The sequence below is a fragment of the Pseudovibrio sp. Ad26 genome (genome assembly GCF_001623285.1).
GTDB classification, from domain to species: Bacteria; Pseudomonadota; Alphaproteobacteria; order Rhizobiales; family Stappiaceae; genus Pseudovibrio; species Pseudovibrio ascidiaceicola.
The window spans coordinates 36,591-53,102 of the sequence record NZ_LMCE01000157.1; the positions used below are offsets into that span (position 1 = coordinate 36,591).

A 16,512-nucleotide genomic window follows, 5' to 3' on the forward strand; every position below is an offset into this window, starting at 1 on the left:
GGTTGCTTAGGCTTCGCCAAACACCCGCTTAAAGATCACATCTACATTCTTGGTGTGGTAACCAAGGTCAAAGCGTTCACGAATTTGCTCTTCAGAAAGATGCTTGCGAACGTCTTCATCCGCTAGCAGTTCCGTCAGGAAGTCCACCTTCGCATCACCAGAAACCTGGTAGCTGTCCCAAACCTTCATCGCATTACGCTGAACAAGGCGGTAGCTATCTTCGCGAGATGCACCAGCCTGTGTCAGTGCCAGCAAAATACGCTGAGAGTGCACCAGACCACCAAGGCGATCCATGTTACCCATCATACGCTCTGGGTAAACCACTAGATTTTCCATCACGTTGGTCAAACGAGCCAGCGCAAAGTCCAGTGTTACAGTCGCATCAGGACCGATCATACGCTCAACGGAAGAGTGCGAGATATCGCGCTCATGCCACAGTGCAACGTTCTCCATCGCAGGCAATGCATAAGAACGAACCATACGAGCAAGACCGGTCAGATTCTCAGTCAGCACAGGGTTCCGCTTATGCGGCATCGCAGAAGAGCCCTTCTGGCCTTTGGAGAAGAACTCCTCAGCTTCCAGAACTTCCGTGCGCTGCAGATGACGTACTTCTGTAGAAAGACGTTCGATAGAGGATGCAATCACACCCAAAACCGCGAAGAACATGGCATGACGGTCACGTGGAATAACCTGAGTGGAAACAGGCTCAGCACCCAACCCCAACTTCTCAGCAACATGCTCTTCAACACGCGGGTCGATGTTTGCAAAGGTACCAACAGCACCGGAGATCGCACAGGTTGCGATCTCTTCGCGAGCCAGCTCAAGACGCTTCTTACAGCGATCAAACTCAGCATAAGCCTGTGCCATTTTCAGACCAAAGGTCACTGGCTCAGCATGAATGCCGTGGGAACGACCGATGGTCACTGTGTCTTTGTGCTCGTAAGCACGGCGCTTCAAAGCAGCCAGCAGCTTGTCCATATCAGCCAGCAGAAGGTCTGCAGCGCGAACCAGCTGAACGTTGAAACAGGTGTCCAGAACGTCAGAAGAGGTCATGCCCTGGTGCACGAAGCGTGCTTCCGGACCAACAATTTCAGCAAGATGCGTCAGGAACGCAATCACATCGTGCTTGGTTTCACGCTCGATCTCATCAATCCGCGCAATGTCGAAGGTAGCTGGACCACCCTTCTCCCAGATCTTCTCAGCAGATTCTTTTGGGATTACACCCAGTTCTGCCAATGCATCACAGGCATGAGCTTCAATCTCAAACCAGATGCGGAATTTCGTTTCAGGAGACCAAATAGCGACCATGTCAGGACGCGAATAGCGCGGGATCATGCCAGTCCTCGTATGCGTTACAATTCTGTCGCAGGATGTAGCAGGACAGGCTCTCTAGAACAATGCCAGAAAGCTCCGGTAATGCCGAAAAAACGCGTTTTTTAGAGAATTCAACGTTGCTATGCGCACTATGAATATTTCTTCATCACCCGAAAAAAGAACCTGCACTTTTCAGTCAACTTGTCTGCAACCAAACACAATCAAATCCAAGCCGGAAATCCCCCTTGGTAGTATCTGTTGCATCGTGGTTCATGACCAACTTGAGCTCTGCAAAACTTCCCTTATGCTGAGCATCCAAGACGTTTCAAAGTGGTTCTTGAGGGGGAAGTCACATGCAATTGGGTGCATTTTCAATCAGCCTGACGGTTAAGGACATCAAAGCATCAATCTCGTTCTATCAAAAGCTCGGCTTCGCATGCGATCCTGGTTGTGATGGCACAGATGGCTGGGCGATCATGAAGAATGGCGTGACTATCATCGGGTTGTTTCAGGGAATGTTTGAAAAGAACATGCTCACCTTCAATCCAGGATGGGATCAGGAAGCACTAGCCCTTGATAAGTTCATCGATGTGAGAGAGCTCCAAAAGCGCTTGAAAACTGATGGTATTGAAGTTCACGGACAAGAAGCAGACGAGACCACATCAGGTCCGGCAAGCTTCACTGTAATTGATCCGGATGGAAACCCTATTCTGATAGACCAACACCGCTAGTGGGCAAAGGACCAGCAGCAAACAAGAGAGCCAGCAAAGTCATATTATAACTCCGACAAACGTTGAGCTTCAGTAAGCTACTCAGTTCCCTCTACACTCCTCTCAGTAATCCAGTGAGATTTGTGAGTGACTGTGCCTTCAAGTGAATTAGCCAATACCAAAGCCTGTTACCTGGAGTTCAACACCCCGAACAGGCAAACGCATTTCATTGAAAGTACATTCTTCCTCCGCGACGATGGAACGCTCTCGGCCCAAAGCAAAGGCAACTTCGCCTCCCCCTATGCTTCGTTGCGGTTCGAACATCACGCAGACCATTCAGACACCCCATTCAAGCCGAAATACATGCCTCCCAAACTGACAGCTTCACCTAAGAAACATCCGGTCATCGGCACCATATGGGGGATGAGGTTTAAGCACTTGCCACCCAAAACCATTCAGCATCCATCATACCGTATGCAAGAGCAAATCGCAGCCGTTCTCCAGCAACATACTCTGGCTCGGTTAAGTATCGAGGGCATCCATCAAACCCTTATCGAAATATGCGACCTCTTGATCTCGTCCGTACCCGATAACAGTTTGCCACAATATGCTGATGATCGGCCTGACAAGAGGTCAGAACGGACAGCGCGCCGACATTTCAAGGCGCATATGGGGCTATCCCCCAAGCCGTTCGCGGGGCTCAATCGGTTTCACGAGGCTCTCTCTGATATCACCAGAACCAACACCTCACTCACTGATATTGCCTACGATCACAAGTTTGCTGATCAGGCTCATCTCAGTCGGGACTTCCGCGAAATGACCGGCCATACACCAGCCCAGTTCCGACAAACCTGGCGCAAGACTGAAACTGTCCGTTTCCTTCAAGACTATAAGAGCCATCCCGCACTAAGACTTGGCATAGTTGCCACCTAACAGATTCAGATAGACATTTTCGGAGATAATATGAGTGAGTTTACGCCTCGATTTGCAGGTTATGAGAAGAAAGTACGAGACAGCTTTGCCCGTCAGCCAGCCATGGCTTCATTGGGTATTAAAATCGCCAAAGTAGAACCCGGTATCGTCGAGCTGACCATGCCGTACAACAAGGATTTTACCCAGCAACACGGTTTTCTCCACGCCGGCATCGTCACCACTGCCCTCGACAGCGCAGCCGGATACGCAGCCTTCTCACTGATGGACGAAGACGCTGCTGTACTTACTATCGAACTCAAAACCAACCTGATGAACCCAGCTGCGGGAGACCATTTCATCTTCAGAGCAAAAGTAGAAAAACCAGGCCGCACAATCACCTTCGTCAACGCCACCGCCTATGCAATTAAGGACGGCAGTGAAAAGAAAGTTGCCACCCTATCTGGCACCATGATGTCCGTCCGCGGCAGAGCCGACGTTCAACAGTAGATCAATGTTGCGAGAGTCGCGCGCTCTCGCCAAACAATTTCAAGTACACTCAGTTACTTATTCACGCGCAAAACAAGTGAAGGTGCCAATTTCCCATGGTCGCCAGAAATAAAGCTCACTCCAGCGACATCAAATGATTGCTTTCCATCGGAGGCTGTTTCTAACTCATTGATCCAGCTGGTGCGCTTGACACCTCCGGAAATCCTCACACTCTTTGAGAAAGAACCCGCATCTTTTTTGTAACCATCAAAGACATAGCTTTTAATTTTATCGTCGAAAAACTTGGCAGATCCGTATTTCATACTCGTAGCAAAATAACATGTTGGAGAAGCCTCAGTTGCATCTGCTGACTTATACTCTCCAAGAACAAGCACACTATCGCCATTTCGAGAGCGATACGCTTTCGTAGTCTTGTGACTAAAATTCCGGCTCTCAGCAATCGAGACCAACGGGAGATCACGCCCTGAAGAGGAAACCACTTTCCATCCTTCAGCCTTGAGATACTTATCTCGTCCCTTCGCGCTTGACGAAATACAGGCCTTTTCGAAAACCGCCCAGTTCCGCAAGTCGGTCTCCGAAGCCACGTCTTCAGCATCAAAGCCGCCGCCGCAAGCACCTAGAGGCATAATCACCGTCAGAAGTAATGGTATCCTTTTAAGTCTCATAAAGCCTCCCCAAGCAACGAACGATCAGATCGCAAAAATCACTTCAACTTGCACTTGGTTTCAGTCCCCTCCCAGAAACCACTACTAGTTTCGGTACAATCGATTGGAACTTTGCGAGCAACCTGCACATCAAGCCCACTCGCTCTTTCGCCGAAAGCTTGTTTCAAGCTCGCTTCGACAGCGCGTTTCAGGTCAGATGCGCTCCGCCGATGCTCCCACCCGTAGGGAATAACTGTCACGGTGCCAGGTTTGAAATTGCTTACAAATGTCGCGTCACCAACCTTGAAAATACGACTTCGTTGACCAGAGTCTCCAGTGACAAACGCATATTTGCCAGAGCGCGCAGACACGGCGTAAGTCATCAAGAAGTATTCGTCATCATGCTTGAAAGTGACCCGATAAGACCCAAATAGTCCTTCAAACGCCTCAAAGGTCAGCCTATTTTTGTTGCTTGCTTCTTTGTCTTCACAATCGTCAACCTCACCCGAAGCGTTCACCTTGCAGAAAACCGAAGTCAGATCTGATTCAACACTGCCATAGCGCCAAATCAAATAATTCTTAGTCTTATCTATCGGGAACTTATCTAGATGCGATTGATTACTGGTGGGTTTATACGACCCACAAGCACTCAGGGTGAATGCAGCTACCAGCATTGCAATATTTATGCGCATGATCCCGCTCCACTCACCCATATTAAAGCATCAGTCTAAAACCAAACATTGAGCGACAGCGCCTATGAGATCTGACTGAATACCTAAGTAAGCTTGGGGAAACTCGTGCACCGACACACAACAAAAAAGGCGAGAGCAAACGCCCCCGCCTCTTAAAAACATCAAAGTCAGTTTAGCTTACGCCTAATCCATCTCTTCCAGCTCATCAATGAACCGCTCAATCACAGCCAAGCCTTTCTGCCAGAAGGCAGGGTCGGTTGCGTCCAGACCAAATGGAGCGAGCAGCTCGCTATGGTGCTTGGTACCGCCCGCTTTCAGCAGGTCGAAATACTTCTGCTGGAAGCCATCCTCAGCTTCTTCGTAAACCGCATAGAGCGAGTTCACGAGGCAATCACCGAACGCATAGGCGTAAACATAGAATGGCGAATGGATGAAGTGCGGAATGTAGGTCCAGAAGTTCTCATAGCCGCCTTCCAGGTCAATCGCCTCACCGAGGCTTTCTTCCTGAACGCCCATCCAGATTGCCGAAATCTGCTCAGCAGTCAGCTCTCCTTCCTTACGCAGCTCATGTACCTGACGCTCGAAAGTATAAAAGGCGATCTGACGCACAACAGTGTTCAGCATATCTTCCACTTTGGCAGCCAGCATGATCTGACGCTTTTCAGGCGTCTCTGCCTTCGCAAGCAGATCCTTGAAGGTCAGCATCTCACCAAACACAGAGGCGGTTTCAGCCAAGGTCAGCGGTGTCGGTGCCATCAGCGCGCCGTTTGGTGCAGCAAGAACCTGATGCACGCCATGACCAAGCTCATGCGCCAGCGTCATCACATCGCGGATTTTGCCCTGATAATTGATCAACACAAACGGATGGGCACTTGGCACAGTTGGGTGAGAGAAAGCACCCGGTGACTTACCTGGGCGAGCAGCAGCATCGATCCAATTCTTATCGAAGAACTGCTCTGCAATTCCAGAAAGCTCTGGCGAGAATTTCGCATAAGCATCCAGAACGGTGCCTTTTGCTTCATTCCACGGAATATCGCGCGTATCAGCCTGTGGCAGCGGGGCGTTACGATCCCAGAAATTCATCTTCTCAACGCCAAGCCACTTGGCTTTCATCGCATAATAACGGTGCGACAAACGCGGATAAGCAGCACGGACCGCATCAACCAGCGCATCAACAACCTCGCGTTCAACACGGTTGGCGAGATGACGGCTGTCAGCAATATCATCAAAGTTATGCCAGCGGTCGTAAGTATCTTTATCTTTCGCCAGTGTGTTCATGATCAGCGTAAAGATGCTCAGATTTTTACCGAAGGTTTTCGCAAGCGATTCAGCAGCCTTCTTGCGCATGTCCCCATCAGGTCCTTGCAGCAAGTTCAATGTCTGCTCAATGGAAAGCTCTTCACCATCAATCTCATAACGAGAACCAGAGATTGTCTCATCAAACAACCTGTTCCATGCTGCAGCGCCGGTCACGTGCTTCTCATGAAACAGCTGTTCAATTTCCTCGCTGCGTTCATGCGGGCGTTCTTTGCGCAGGTCTTCCAGCCAAGGGCGGTAATACGCCAGCTTTTCGGAGTTCAGCGCTTTTTCCAGAACCTCATCTTCAATCTTGTTCATCTCAAGTGAGAAGAACAGCATGTGAAGACTAGCAGTCGTCAGCTTTTCCTGCACATCGCCATAAAACTTCTGACGAGCTGGATCTGTTGTGATGCTGGTGTAAGCCAGACCGGCAAAAGAGCCGATACGCCCCATCAGATCTTCAAGTTCCTCATAACGACGCACAATTTCAGCGAGCTCATCGCCAGAGCGTGCTGCAATTTCAGCAAGCTTGCCTTTGCAGTCTGCTTCAAACTGCTCTGCCAGTTCTTTTGCACGCACCATATCCTGATCAATCGCAGGATCATCAATAGAGCTGTAAAAAACTGAAAGGTCCCACTCCGGCAGTTCACCAAGGGCAGAACCTGCCGTGGCTGCATCAGCGCTTTGATAGGTGATGGAAAATGGAGTGACGTGCTTGAGTGTCATATGAGCGTCCGATTATGGGATGGCATTGCGCCAGAAAAGAAACCTGAGGTCTGCAAAACAAGTTCTGCAGTACACTGTTTTAATATGCGTCCAATCCTTACACATGCAATGGCGTCTTTTAACAAGATCCCCAAAATGAAGTGGGCAATTTGTTTACCAAATTAGGTGCAGGATGACCTGAATTGGCACACTATGCATTACTGCCCAATCGATTTGAAGGGATTTCCCATGGCACAGCGCATTTTGATCGTAGATGACGATCCGGTACAACGACGCTTGCTGGAAGAAGCCGTAAAGCGTTTCGGGTACCGCTCTAAAAGCTGTGTCGATGGTCGCCAAGCGCTGGAAATCCTTACAGGAACTGCCCAAACAGAAATCGATCTGGTCATCCTTGATCTGATGATGCCAAAAGTAGACGGCTTTCAGGTCCTGAAAGAAACACGCGCCGCCAAAAATGCAGTACCTGTCATTGTTCAGACGGCTAATGGCAGCATCGAAACTGTTATCGAAGCAATGCGCGCTGGTGCACAGGATTTCGTTGTAAAGCCAAGCCGCCCTGAGCGCTTGCAGGTGTCCATCACCAACCTTCTCAAAGTTGCTACGCTGGAAGGTGAACTCACCCGCATCCGCAAGCACACAGAAGGCACTCTAACCTTCGATAATATCGTCACACGGTCCGAGCCGATGAATCGTGTCCTGCGGTTGGGCGAAAGAGCTGCCTCCTCCAACATTCCGATCCTCATAGAAGGCGAGTCTGGAGTTGGTAAAGAACTGATCGCGCGCGCTATTCAAGGCTCCAGCGAGCGCCGGTCCAAGCCATTTGTCACCGTAAACTGCGGCGCTATTCCGGACCATCTGGTGGAATCTATTCTCTTTGGTCACGAGAAAGGTGCATTCACCGGCGCTGTCGATAAACACATGGGCAAGTTTCAGGAAGCCAGCGGCGGGACTCTTTTCTTAGACGAAGTCGGCGAGCTCCCACTGGAAGTACAGGTAAAACTCCTGCGCGCTTTGCAAGAGGGTGAAGTCGACCCAGTTGGTGCACGCAAGCCGATAAAAGTAGATTTCCGCCTGATCTCGGCAACCAACCGTCGTCTGATCGATCAGGTGAAAGAAGGTAAGTTCCGGGAAGATCTATATTATCGCCTCAACGTCTTCCCAATCTGGATCCCACCGCTACGAGATCGTAGTGAGGATATTCCTGAGCTTACTCGCCATTTCCTAGCGCGTTTTGCTGCAGAAGAAAGCAAACCTCAAGTCACGGGCATCACTTCTAACACGGTCAATATGCTTAAGAGTTATGACTGGCCTGGCAACATTCGCCAACTTGAAAACGCAGTATTCCGCGCCGTTGTCCTGTGCGATGGTCCAAGCCTGACATGCGATGACTTCCCGCAAATAGCTCAAGCGACTGATACGCCAATGAGTTACGCGGCAGCACCGCCTGCCGGAAACAAAGAACCGCAAGCTGACGTCTATTCTTCATCCCTAAGTGTAGCGAGTAAATGGGAGGAACAGCAGGACGAACGATTTCTTCAGGTCGAGGCCGTTTCAGCCTTCGACGCGGAGCAACCTCCCTTTGGATATATGCGATCACTCGATGGCGAAGGCCACGTGCGTACGCTCATCAGTGTTGAAGAGGAAATGATCCGGACAGCGATCTCCCATTACGGAGGCCGCATGACCGAGGTTGCCAAGCGTTTGGGCATCGGGCGCTCTACGCTATATCGCAAGCTGAAGGAATATGGTCTGGAAGAAACTCCGGAAAGCAAAACTGCGCACTAAAGCTCAGTTTGCAGGATGGTTGGAAGCGAGTGAGTAAGCCTCGCGCAAGCCACAGGCACGCGTGCATCTCAATAAATCGATAAAGCATAGCGACTAACAAAAAACCGTGGGTTTAAGTTCATATCACTGATCCTTGAATTTAAAACATCACGCTGTCGTGCTATCTCAAAACGCATTAGTGTATATGCGTAATAAATATAAGTTTGGGCAAAACAATACTCTTAATTCTTAGGGCATTCTTCTTGTGTCCATAAATATCAAAGAGTTATCAGGTGGGTAGTCATAAATGTTTGGTAGAACGAGCACATCATCATTGCTCGCAGGGGCAGTTATTGCGCTTTCGTCAACTATGTATTCTGCGCAAGCCGCAATTCCTGACAATTTTGACGAGCAGCTCGAGCAAGTAAACCTCGCTCAGTCAAATCCTGTTGCGCAGGAAATTCAGCAGGCACTTAGCAAAAAGCACCGCCGCCAGAACTTCCATGCAAAACGCGAAGCAGCAGCCGCAAAACTGTTCTACGAAAACAGAAGCTTCCAGCCCGCCTGGATCCTGAAAGGCAAGCTCTCCACCAGCGCATTGTCCGTTATGGAAACGTTGCAATCAGCCGAAAAAGAAGGCCTGCACGTCGCCGACTACCCGGTGCCAGCAGCAGGCTTTAATGCAGATGGCAAAGCAACCCCAGAGCAAATTGCAGCAGCAGAGCTTGAGCTGACCCATTCTATCCTCAAGTACGCAGAGGATGCCCAGGCAGGCCGCGTCAGCCCCTATGCAATTTCAGAGGACATTACCCTTCGCCCAGAAAGGCCAGACCCGATTGAAGCGCTGACATCCATAGCGCACTCGGTTGCTCCAGCCAAAACTCTAGCGGCTTTCAATCCTCCGCATGCAGAATACAAAGCGCTGAAGAAGCAGCTTGCTGAACTAAGAGAACATACTGAAAATGGCAGCCTCGAAGAGCAGGTTGTCATTCCAGCCGGCAAAGTCCTGAAAGTTGGAGTAAAAAGCTCCCGCGTTGCCGTTCTTCGTGGGCGCCTGAGTGTTCCAGCAGTTGAATCTCAGATGAACGTCTACACGCAGGATCTGGCCTATGCTGTTGAGGCATTTCAGGCTGCAAACGGCCTGCATCCAGATGGCGCAGTTGGCCCACGCACATTGCTTGCCCTCAATGGGCGCGTTAGCGGTGACCCAATCAATGACGTGATTGCAAACATGGAACGCTGGCGCTGGATGCCGCGAGAGCTGGGCGAAACCCATCTGCGCGTAAATATTCCAGAGTTCATGGTTCGTTTGAACATGGATGGCTTTGTTCTTTATGAAACCCGCGTCGTTGTTGGCAAACGCTCCAACAAGACACCGGTCTTTTCAGACAAGATGCAGCATGTGATCGTAAATCCATACTGGAATGTCCCATATTCCATCGCATCAAAAGAGCTTTTGCCGGAACTGCGCGCAAGCAACCCACAAAGCTACCTGCAAAAGGGCAACTACGAGATCGTATACGGCGGCAAGATCGTTGATCCTCGCCGTGTGAACTGGGATGCTGTAACCTTCAAGCAGATCCGCATTCGTCAGCGTCCGGGCCGCGGCAATGCACTTGGCAAAATCAAGTTCATGTTCCCGAACAAACACAACGTATACTTGCACGACACACCGTCCAAATCGCTATTCAATCGGTCTGAGCGCGCCTTTTCACACGGCTGTGTCCGCGTGCAAAACCCGTTTGAATTTGCCGACGCCTTGATGGCCACGCAAAACACGATGACGGGTAATTACATCCGCTCACTTGTCGGCAAGAAGCAGACCCAAGTGAATCTGCAGAGGGATATCCCGGTGCATATCTCCTACTTCACCGCATTTGTGGATGAAGCTGGAAAGCTGCAAAGACGTCCGGATATTTACGGACATAATCAGGCAACGATCGACGCTCTGAATCTTTAAAATTGTCACTATCCACATGTATCCACAATAACATGACGACTTATGCGTGCGGATTCGCGCGCATTTGTCGCATGTAAATAGCGGATTCTGGCAAAAAACTTGGATTGTTGCCGTGAAGTCACTAGTTCGCGTTAATTGTAACTAAAGTAAAGGCTCATTAACCTTGTCCGCACTAGATAAAGAGGTGGGGCTCTGGGGTAAGGTTTTAGCCGATAACGCGAAAGCGAGATTCAATTGCGTGACATGATTGCATTCGGGCGCTCGGACTTTGGTAAACGTCTGCCTGGCATTTCAATGCTGGTCGCAGCGGTTCTTTGTGCGTTCTTCCTCACCTCAATTGCTTCGGCCAGTGCGAGCACACGCACGCTCAAGCTGTACTTCACCCACACGAAAGAGCGGGCGGAAATCACCTTCAAGCGGAATGGCCGCTACGACAAAGAAGGCCTTCGCAAGCTCAACAATTTCCTTCGGGATTGGCGCCAAAAAGAGCCAACGAAAATGGATCCTGAACTGTTTGACCTCATCTGGGAAGTTTACCAGAAAGCAGGCACAAGCAAGTACATCCATGTTGTCTCCGCTTATCGGTCGCCTAAAACCAACAACATGCTCCGTAAGCGCTCCAGCGGTGTGGCTAAAAACAGCCAGCACACCAGAGGCCGCGCAATGGACTTCTTCATTCCCGGTGTAAGCACAGCCAAACTGCGCGCGCTTGGTCTGCGCCAGCATGTTGGCGGCGTTGGCTACTATCCTCGCTCAAACACGCCGTTTGTTCACATGGACACCGGCTCTGTACGCCATTGGCCACGCATGAGCCGCTCTCAATTGGCAAAGGTATTTCCAAAAGGTGACACCATTCACGTCCCTTCCGATGGAAAACCAATGGCGCGTTACAAGCAGACGCTTGCTGCTGTAAAACGGAAAGATTCAGGCCGCTCAACCAGTGTCGCAAGTCGTTCCACCTCATCATCAAAAGCAAGTGCCCGGGCAAGCTCGTCCAACAGTGGTGGAAGCTTCTTCTCCCGCCTGTTTAGCAATTCAGGCAACAACGAAGGAAGCAAACCGGCACCAACTCCGGCAACAAAAGCACCAAAAGCACCAAAAGTGCGTGAGCCAGATCCAAGTCGCCGGGTAGAAACCGAGTTTAACGCTATTCCGCAGCCAAAAGTGGCGTTGCTGGCAACTCAGCCAGCAGCGAGCCCGGTTCCTGGGGCGGCATCGCCATCGATTTTGGCTTCAGCAAAACCATATGCAAAGCCGCAAGAAGAGAGCGAAGCAACGCCTGCACCAGCCGAACAGAATCTCAATCTGTTTGCCTCCGCTCGCCCGCGCATAAAACCACAACAAATCCTTCAGGTCGCCGCTTTGCCGGCGGCCACCCCTGCAACGCCGAAGCGCGCTCAAGTCATTCCGCAAAAAGTGGAAACACCAAAGGACGGCATTGCAGCGATCATTGCAGCAACTGGCGAGCAAACACCTGACAGCCTGCGTCCGCTTGTAGGCACACAGCTTGCCTACGCCTCTCCTGCCGCGACTGCAGATCTACAAAAGAGCAAGTTCAACAAAAAAACTGCGCTCACTGCACAGGCTCTCTTCTCAGAGCAGCGCCTGCCAGACTTAATGCCGAAATCACAACCAGCTCAACAGACTGTTGTGACAAAGGCCCCAGTCTATGGATCTCCGTTGGTAGGTTTCCATTCTGCACCAGAAGCAAACGCAGTGCTGATGCTTGATCCAACATGGACAGCAAGCAACCGCCGCACCATCACCATGCAGCACCCTGACCAGAACCAACTGGCAGTTCTGATGAGCCCTGTAACAACGGTGTTAAAGGATGCTCTGACCCAAACGCCATACCGCTCAATTCGCAAACGGATCAACCGCGGATCAGCAATTGCATGGCTGGACTCGATCTATACAGGCGAGATGAAAGTCTCCTCCAGATAGACCACCCACTATAATAAATGCTCGCCAGCACGGCATCAAATGCCGTGGAAGCACTCTCCTGCCCTCAGCCAGCCCAGCCAATACCAACAAAGCCAATCACCACTGCCTGTTCAGGCACCTCTCAGCACTCCACAAACACAAAAAAGGCCCCTCACCGCAGTAAGGAGCCTCTTTCAGAACTCGTGCTAAGAGCCAGCTCGCGCATACATATAACACGCGGTGCTCTCACCAGTTGGAGCGCTTATGCGTCTTCCATTACTGGGCCTGCCATGCCGAGAGCATGCAGGTAAAGATCGAGGATTGCCTCTTCTTCTTCACGCTCATGCGGCTTGCGTTTACGCAAGGAAACGATTTTGCGCATTACCTTCACGTCAAAGCCGTTACCCTTAGATTCCGCATAAACATCCTTGATGTCGTCCGCGATAACTTTTTTCTCTTCTTCAAGACGTTCAATACGTTCAATAAATGCGCGCAGCTGATCTGCTGCTACACCACCGGCATCTGACATATGAAATCCACCTTACGTTCGTGCGAAACACCATTAACCTTGTTGTCTTGCTGCCAGAACTGAGCACACGGGTCAACCGTTCACGACCTCTTTTCAGCAACCTTTACAGGTTCTGGGGGATGAACTGAATTTCAATGGGAATATAAAACAGTTGCCTCAATTGCCGCACAATCTATTGGCACTCACCTGACGGAAATTCACCTAAGCATTGTGGCCTGTTTTCTCTATCTGACATTCATTGTCAGGTGGCCCCTGCAGGTTGTCATAAAAATAAGTGCCGCTACGTACGCATTGATACCGCAGTCAAAACATACTCACAATTGTCCAAAGATAAATCTGCGCGACAAATGCGCCATCTAAATATATCAGTGAACCAGCCTGCTAACTAAAAGTCTTCACTCGAAAATTTAAGATAACAAATTCGAGATTTCCATTCAGCGGAACATTTGCCTCAATCAAAACCCGACAAAGTGTCGCAGCATCAAGAAACAACTTTCGGCTCCGCTACGTAATACGAGTTTTGCTAATCTCCTGATGCTCATTATTGAGCGGTCCAAACCGGACAATTGTCCGAAATGATGTTTATCTCTTTGTCTTATCTTTCAAAAAATCACAGCCAAAAAAGGGAGGAACTGTGGGAGGTAACACTGTTTTTTGGCTTTTCGCTTGATTCCGTGTAGAACTCAGGCCAATAAAGATATTCAGATTCCTAGAGGTAAGGTCCGACTTTTGGATCATATTTCAAATGTTGACGGGGGTCGTCCACACTCATCCAGAGTAAGGGTGGCGCAACCAAAGCATGACATGTCGGGTTTAAGCCAATTCATCATCCTGCCGTTTTTGCATGGTCAATGGTGAGCTGGGGCAACGTTCTTTACTCAGAACAACCTGTATTACCCTTTAGTCGTGCTCGAAATCACGTCGGCCATGGGCTGAACCACGTTGACAAGGGCATCAACTGAACGCATTAAACTGCCGTTTGTAGCTGTACATATGACTGTTATGAGAACATCCAGAAACGACTTCGCATCTGCTGTAATAAACCGTTTTCGGAAAAATTCACTGGCTCTTGCCTGTGTTGCTTTTGGAGTTCTGAGCTTTCAGCAGATCCCCTCTGCTAAAGCGGACTTTCGTGCATGCAATAAGACCGAAAGCACAGTTAACATCGCAATAGGCTACCGCGATGGCGCCGATTGGATCACCGAAGGATGGTGGACCATCGACAAAAACACCTGCGACACACTAGTGTCCGGGGATTTGGCGTCACGCTACTATTACTTGTACGCAGTACAAACGGATCAAAATGGCGAATGGGATGGCAAGGCGTATATGTGTGTACGTCAAAAAAAGTTCACCATTCGCGGTATAGAAGACTGTGTCGCTCGCGGTTATGAGCGAACAGGTTTCTTTGAAATAGATACAGGCGAGCAAAGCAGCTGGACGGTCCAGCTGACGGAGCCGGTAGAGCAAGGAACAGGTGGACGATGAAGCGTAATAGACGGGTCAAAATTCTAGCAACTCTCGGCCCGGCGTCTTCCGAAAAAGAAGCAATCAAAAAGCTATGGCTTGCAGGTGCAGATGTTTTCCGCATCAACATGAGCCATTCCTCCCACGAAGTTCTCAACAATTTGGTTGGTCGCATCCGCGAAGTAGAAGCAGAAGTAGGCCGTCCAATCGGCATTCTCGCTGACTTGCAGGGTCCTAAACTGCGCGTAGGCACTTTCGCAGATGACGCAAAGCCAGTTCTAGAAAATGGCGCAACCTTTGTTGTAGACGCAAACGACGCTCCAGGTGACGCATCCCGCGTATACCTCCCACACCCAGAAATTCTTGGCAGCCTCGAAGTTGGCCATCGCCTTCTTGTAGATGATGGCAAAGTTTGCCTGCGTGTAACTGAAGCGTCTCCACAGCGCTGCGTGACCACTGTTGAAGTGGGCGGTAAGATCTCCAACCGTAAAGGCGTTTCTGTTCCAGATACAGAGATCCCTGTTGGTGCATTGACCGAAAAAGACCGCGCAGATCTTCTTGCAGCTCTCGATGCAAAAGTTGACTGGGTCGCACTGTCCTTCGTACAGCGTCCAGAAGACCTCATCGAAGTTCGCAACACCACTCAGGGCCGCGTTGGCGTTCTGGCAAAAATCGAGAAGCCTCAGGCAATTGATCGTCTCTCTGAGATCATCGAGCTGTCCGATGCAATCATGGTTGCCCGTGGTGACCTTGGCGTTGAAATGCCACTTGAGCAGGTTCCAGGCCTTCAGAAGCGCATGATCCGCGCATGCCGCAAAGCTGGTAAGCCAGTAGTTGTTGCAACGCAGATGCTTGAAAGCATGATCACGTCTCCTGTGCCAACCCGCGCAGAAGTTTCTGACGTGGCAAATGCAGTGTTTGAAGGTGCGGACGCAGTGATGCTTTCCGCTGAATCAGCTGCAGGTGACTTCCCGACAGAAGCCGTTACAACCATGGACAAAATCGCCGTGGAAGTTGAGCAGGACGAGAACTACCGTTCCATCATCCACGCTCAACGTACAGAACCAGAAGCAACCGGCGCTGACGCAATCACTGCTGCAGCTCACCAGGTCGCTGAAACTCTGGATCTGGCAGCGATTATTTCCTACACCGCATCTGGTGGTACAGCACTGCGCGCATCCCGCGAGCGCCCTGCAACACCAATCATTGCGTTCTCTCCTGAAATCTCCACAGTTCGTCGTCTGACCATCGGTTGGGGTCTGCACTGTGTGGCCAATCAGGATGCTGCGACTGAGGAAGACCTCATCGACCGCGCATGCTGTCTTGCAAACACCGAAGGTTTTGCAAAGCCAGGTCAGCGCGTTTTGGTTTCCGCTGGTGTTCCATTCGGCACCCCGGGTTCCACAAACATGCTGCGTATCGCATTCGTGGGTTCCAAAGACGCTTAAGTCGTCAAAGAACACATCTTAAAGCAATAAAAAGCCCGTGATTTCGTATCACGGGCTTTTTTCTTTCAATCGATTAAATGAGCTTGCTCCAACGCAACGAACTCCACAAAACACAGCCTTGCTTTAAAACGCCCATTTGAAGTCTGTGAGCCATTCACTCTCACTCCAAAGACGACGAGCAACCTCTGGGTTCAGCGCATGGCTAGCGATCTGCGCTTTTCCAACCGGTCCAACAGTCTCCATGCGCTTTGTTGGGCCATAGTAGCCATTCGGCTCAACTTCCACTCCAGCCGCAGCAAGCACCGTTGGCAATGCACCTCGCTCAGCAGACTGCGCGAACATGCTATTCATCCACTTGTACGCCATGTTCATCCAACCCGTCGGACCTGTACTCTGCAAATTAGTAGCTGAATAACCAGGATGCCCCATAGCTACAAACGAAGCACTCCCCGCATCCGACAGACGTCGCTGAAGCTCCAGTCCAAACATCAAAGTGGCCAGCTTACTTTGCGAATAAGCTTTCATAGGCGCATAACTTTCACGCATCATCAGGTCGTTAAAGTTGATCTTGCCCATCTTGTGCACAAGACTAGCGACCACAACAAACCTTCCGTTTG

14 protein-coding genes are annotated in these 16,512 nt (G+C 50.3%); 8 read left to right on the forward strand and 6 right to left on the reverse strand.

Annotated features, from left to right (window positions below; translation table 11 throughout):
* Positions 1 to 6: 6 nt before the first annotated feature.
* Positions 7 to 1,335, reverse strand: a complete 1,329-nt coding sequence (gene purB, locus PsAD26_RS26830) for an adenylosuccinate lyase (protein ID WP_063312853.1) — start codon at positions 1,333 to 1,335, stop codon at positions 7 to 9.
* 332 nt (positions 1,336 to 1,667) lie between these two features.
* On the opposite strand from purB, the gene PsAD26_RS26835 reads away from it, so the two are divergent.
* The 3 genes from PsAD26_RS26835 to PsAD26_RS26845 all read left to right on the forward strand — a co-directional run bounded on the left by PsAD26_RS26835 (position 1,668) and on the right by PsAD26_RS26845 (position 3,443).
* Positions 1,668 to 2,045 (forward strand): VOC family protein, encoded by a 378-nt coding sequence (locus PsAD26_RS26835; protein ID WP_063312854.1) that lies wholly within the window; start codon positions 1,668 to 1,670, stop codon positions 2,043 to 2,045.
* Positions 2,046 to 2,171: 126 nt separating this feature from the next.
* Positions 2,172 to 2,957 (forward strand): helix-turn-helix domain-containing protein, encoded by a 786-nt coding sequence (locus PsAD26_RS26840; RefSeq protein ID WP_063312855.1) that lies wholly within the window; start codon positions 2,172 to 2,174, stop codon positions 2,955 to 2,957.
* 30 nt (positions 2,958 to 2,987) lie between these two features.
* Positions 2,988 to 3,443, forward strand: a complete 456-nt coding sequence (locus tag PsAD26_RS26845; protein WP_063312856.1) for a PaaI family thioesterase — start codon at positions 2,988 to 2,990, stop codon at positions 3,441 to 3,443.
* A 53-nt stretch (positions 3,444 to 3,496) separates the two neighbouring features.
* Here the strand turns inward: PsAD26_RS26845 and PsAD26_RS26850 are convergent, their stop codons facing one another.
* From PsAD26_RS26850 to PsAD26_RS26860, 3 genes are all read right to left on the reverse strand, one after another.
* Positions 3,497 to 4,108, reverse strand: coding sequence for a hypothetical protein (locus PsAD26_RS26850; protein WP_153041589.1), 612 nt, complete (start codon positions 4,106 to 4,108; stop codon positions 3,497 to 3,499).
* Positions 4,109 to 4,146: 38 nt separating this feature from the next.
* Positions 4,147 to 4,779: a hypothetical protein gene (locus PsAD26_RS26855; RefSeq protein WP_063312858.1), complete on the reverse strand. Its 633-nt coding sequence runs from the start codon at positions 4,777 to 4,779 to the stop codon at positions 4,147 to 4,149.
* Between the two features lie 183 nt (positions 4,780 to 4,962).
* Positions 4,963 to 6,804 carry a M3 family oligoendopeptidase gene (locus PsAD26_RS26860; RefSeq protein WP_063312859.1) on the reverse strand — a complete coding sequence of 614 codons (1,842 nt, stop codon included), beginning with the start codon at positions 6,802 to 6,804 and terminating at the stop codon, positions 4,963 to 4,965.
* A gap of 228 nt (positions 6,805 to 7,032) precedes the next feature.
* Here PsAD26_RS26860 and PsAD26_RS26865 point away from each other — a divergent pair, with 228 nt between their 5' ends.
* The 3 genes from PsAD26_RS26865 to PsAD26_RS26875 all read left to right on the forward strand — a co-directional run bounded on the left by PsAD26_RS26865 (position 7,033) and on the right by PsAD26_RS26875 (position 12,472).
* A complete protein-coding gene (locus PsAD26_RS26865; protein WP_063312860.1) occupies positions 7,033 to 8,589 on the forward strand; it encodes a sigma-54 dependent transcriptional regulator in 1,557 nt (518 codons plus the stop codon).
* A 286-nt stretch (positions 8,590 to 8,875) separates the two neighbouring features.
* The gene (locus tag PsAD26_RS26870) at positions 8,876 to 10,528 is read left to right on the forward strand and encodes a L,D-transpeptidase family protein (protein WP_208985888.1); all 1,653 of its coding nucleotides are present in this window, start codon (positions 8,876 to 8,878) and stop codon (positions 10,526 to 10,528) included.
* Positions 10,529 to 10,771: 243 nt separating this feature from the next.
* Positions 10,772 to 12,472, forward strand: coding sequence for a DUF882 domain-containing protein (locus PsAD26_RS26875; protein WP_063312862.1), 1,701 nt, complete (start codon positions 10,772 to 10,774; stop codon positions 12,470 to 12,472).
* 241 nt (positions 12,473 to 12,713) lie between these two features.
* Here the strand turns inward: PsAD26_RS26875 and PsAD26_RS26880 are convergent, their stop codons facing one another.
* On the reverse strand, positions 12,714 to 12,980 hold the full coding sequence (locus PsAD26_RS26880; RefSeq protein ID WP_057462047.1) for a DUF2312 domain-containing protein: 267 nt from the start codon (positions 12,978 to 12,980) through the stop codon (positions 12,714 to 12,716).
* Positions 12,981 to 13,973: 993 nt separating this feature from the next.
* Here PsAD26_RS26880 and PsAD26_RS26885 point away from each other — a divergent pair.
* The gene (locus tag PsAD26_RS26885) at positions 13,974 to 14,468 is read left to right on the forward strand and encodes a DUF1036 domain-containing protein (RefSeq protein ID WP_057462048.1); all 495 of its coding nucleotides are present in this window, start codon (positions 13,974 to 13,976) and stop codon (positions 14,466 to 14,468) included.
* Positions 14,465 to 15,895: a pyruvate kinase gene (pyk, locus tag PsAD26_RS26890; RefSeq protein ID WP_057462049.1), complete on the forward strand. Its 1,431-nt coding sequence runs from the start codon at positions 14,465 to 14,467 to the stop codon at positions 15,893 to 15,895. The genes PsAD26_RS26885 and pyk overlap by 4 nt, the downstream gene beginning before the upstream one ends.
* Before the next feature lie 123 nt (positions 15,896 to 16,018).
* Here pyk and PsAD26_RS30105 read toward each other — a convergent pair whose 3' ends face one another.
* Positions 16,019 to 16,495 carry a hypothetical protein gene (locus PsAD26_RS30105; protein ID WP_208985889.1) on the reverse strand — a complete coding sequence of 159 codons (477 nt, stop codon included), beginning with the start codon at positions 16,493 to 16,495 and terminating at the stop codon, positions 16,019 to 16,021.
* Positions 16,496 to 16,512 lie beyond the last annotated feature (17 nt).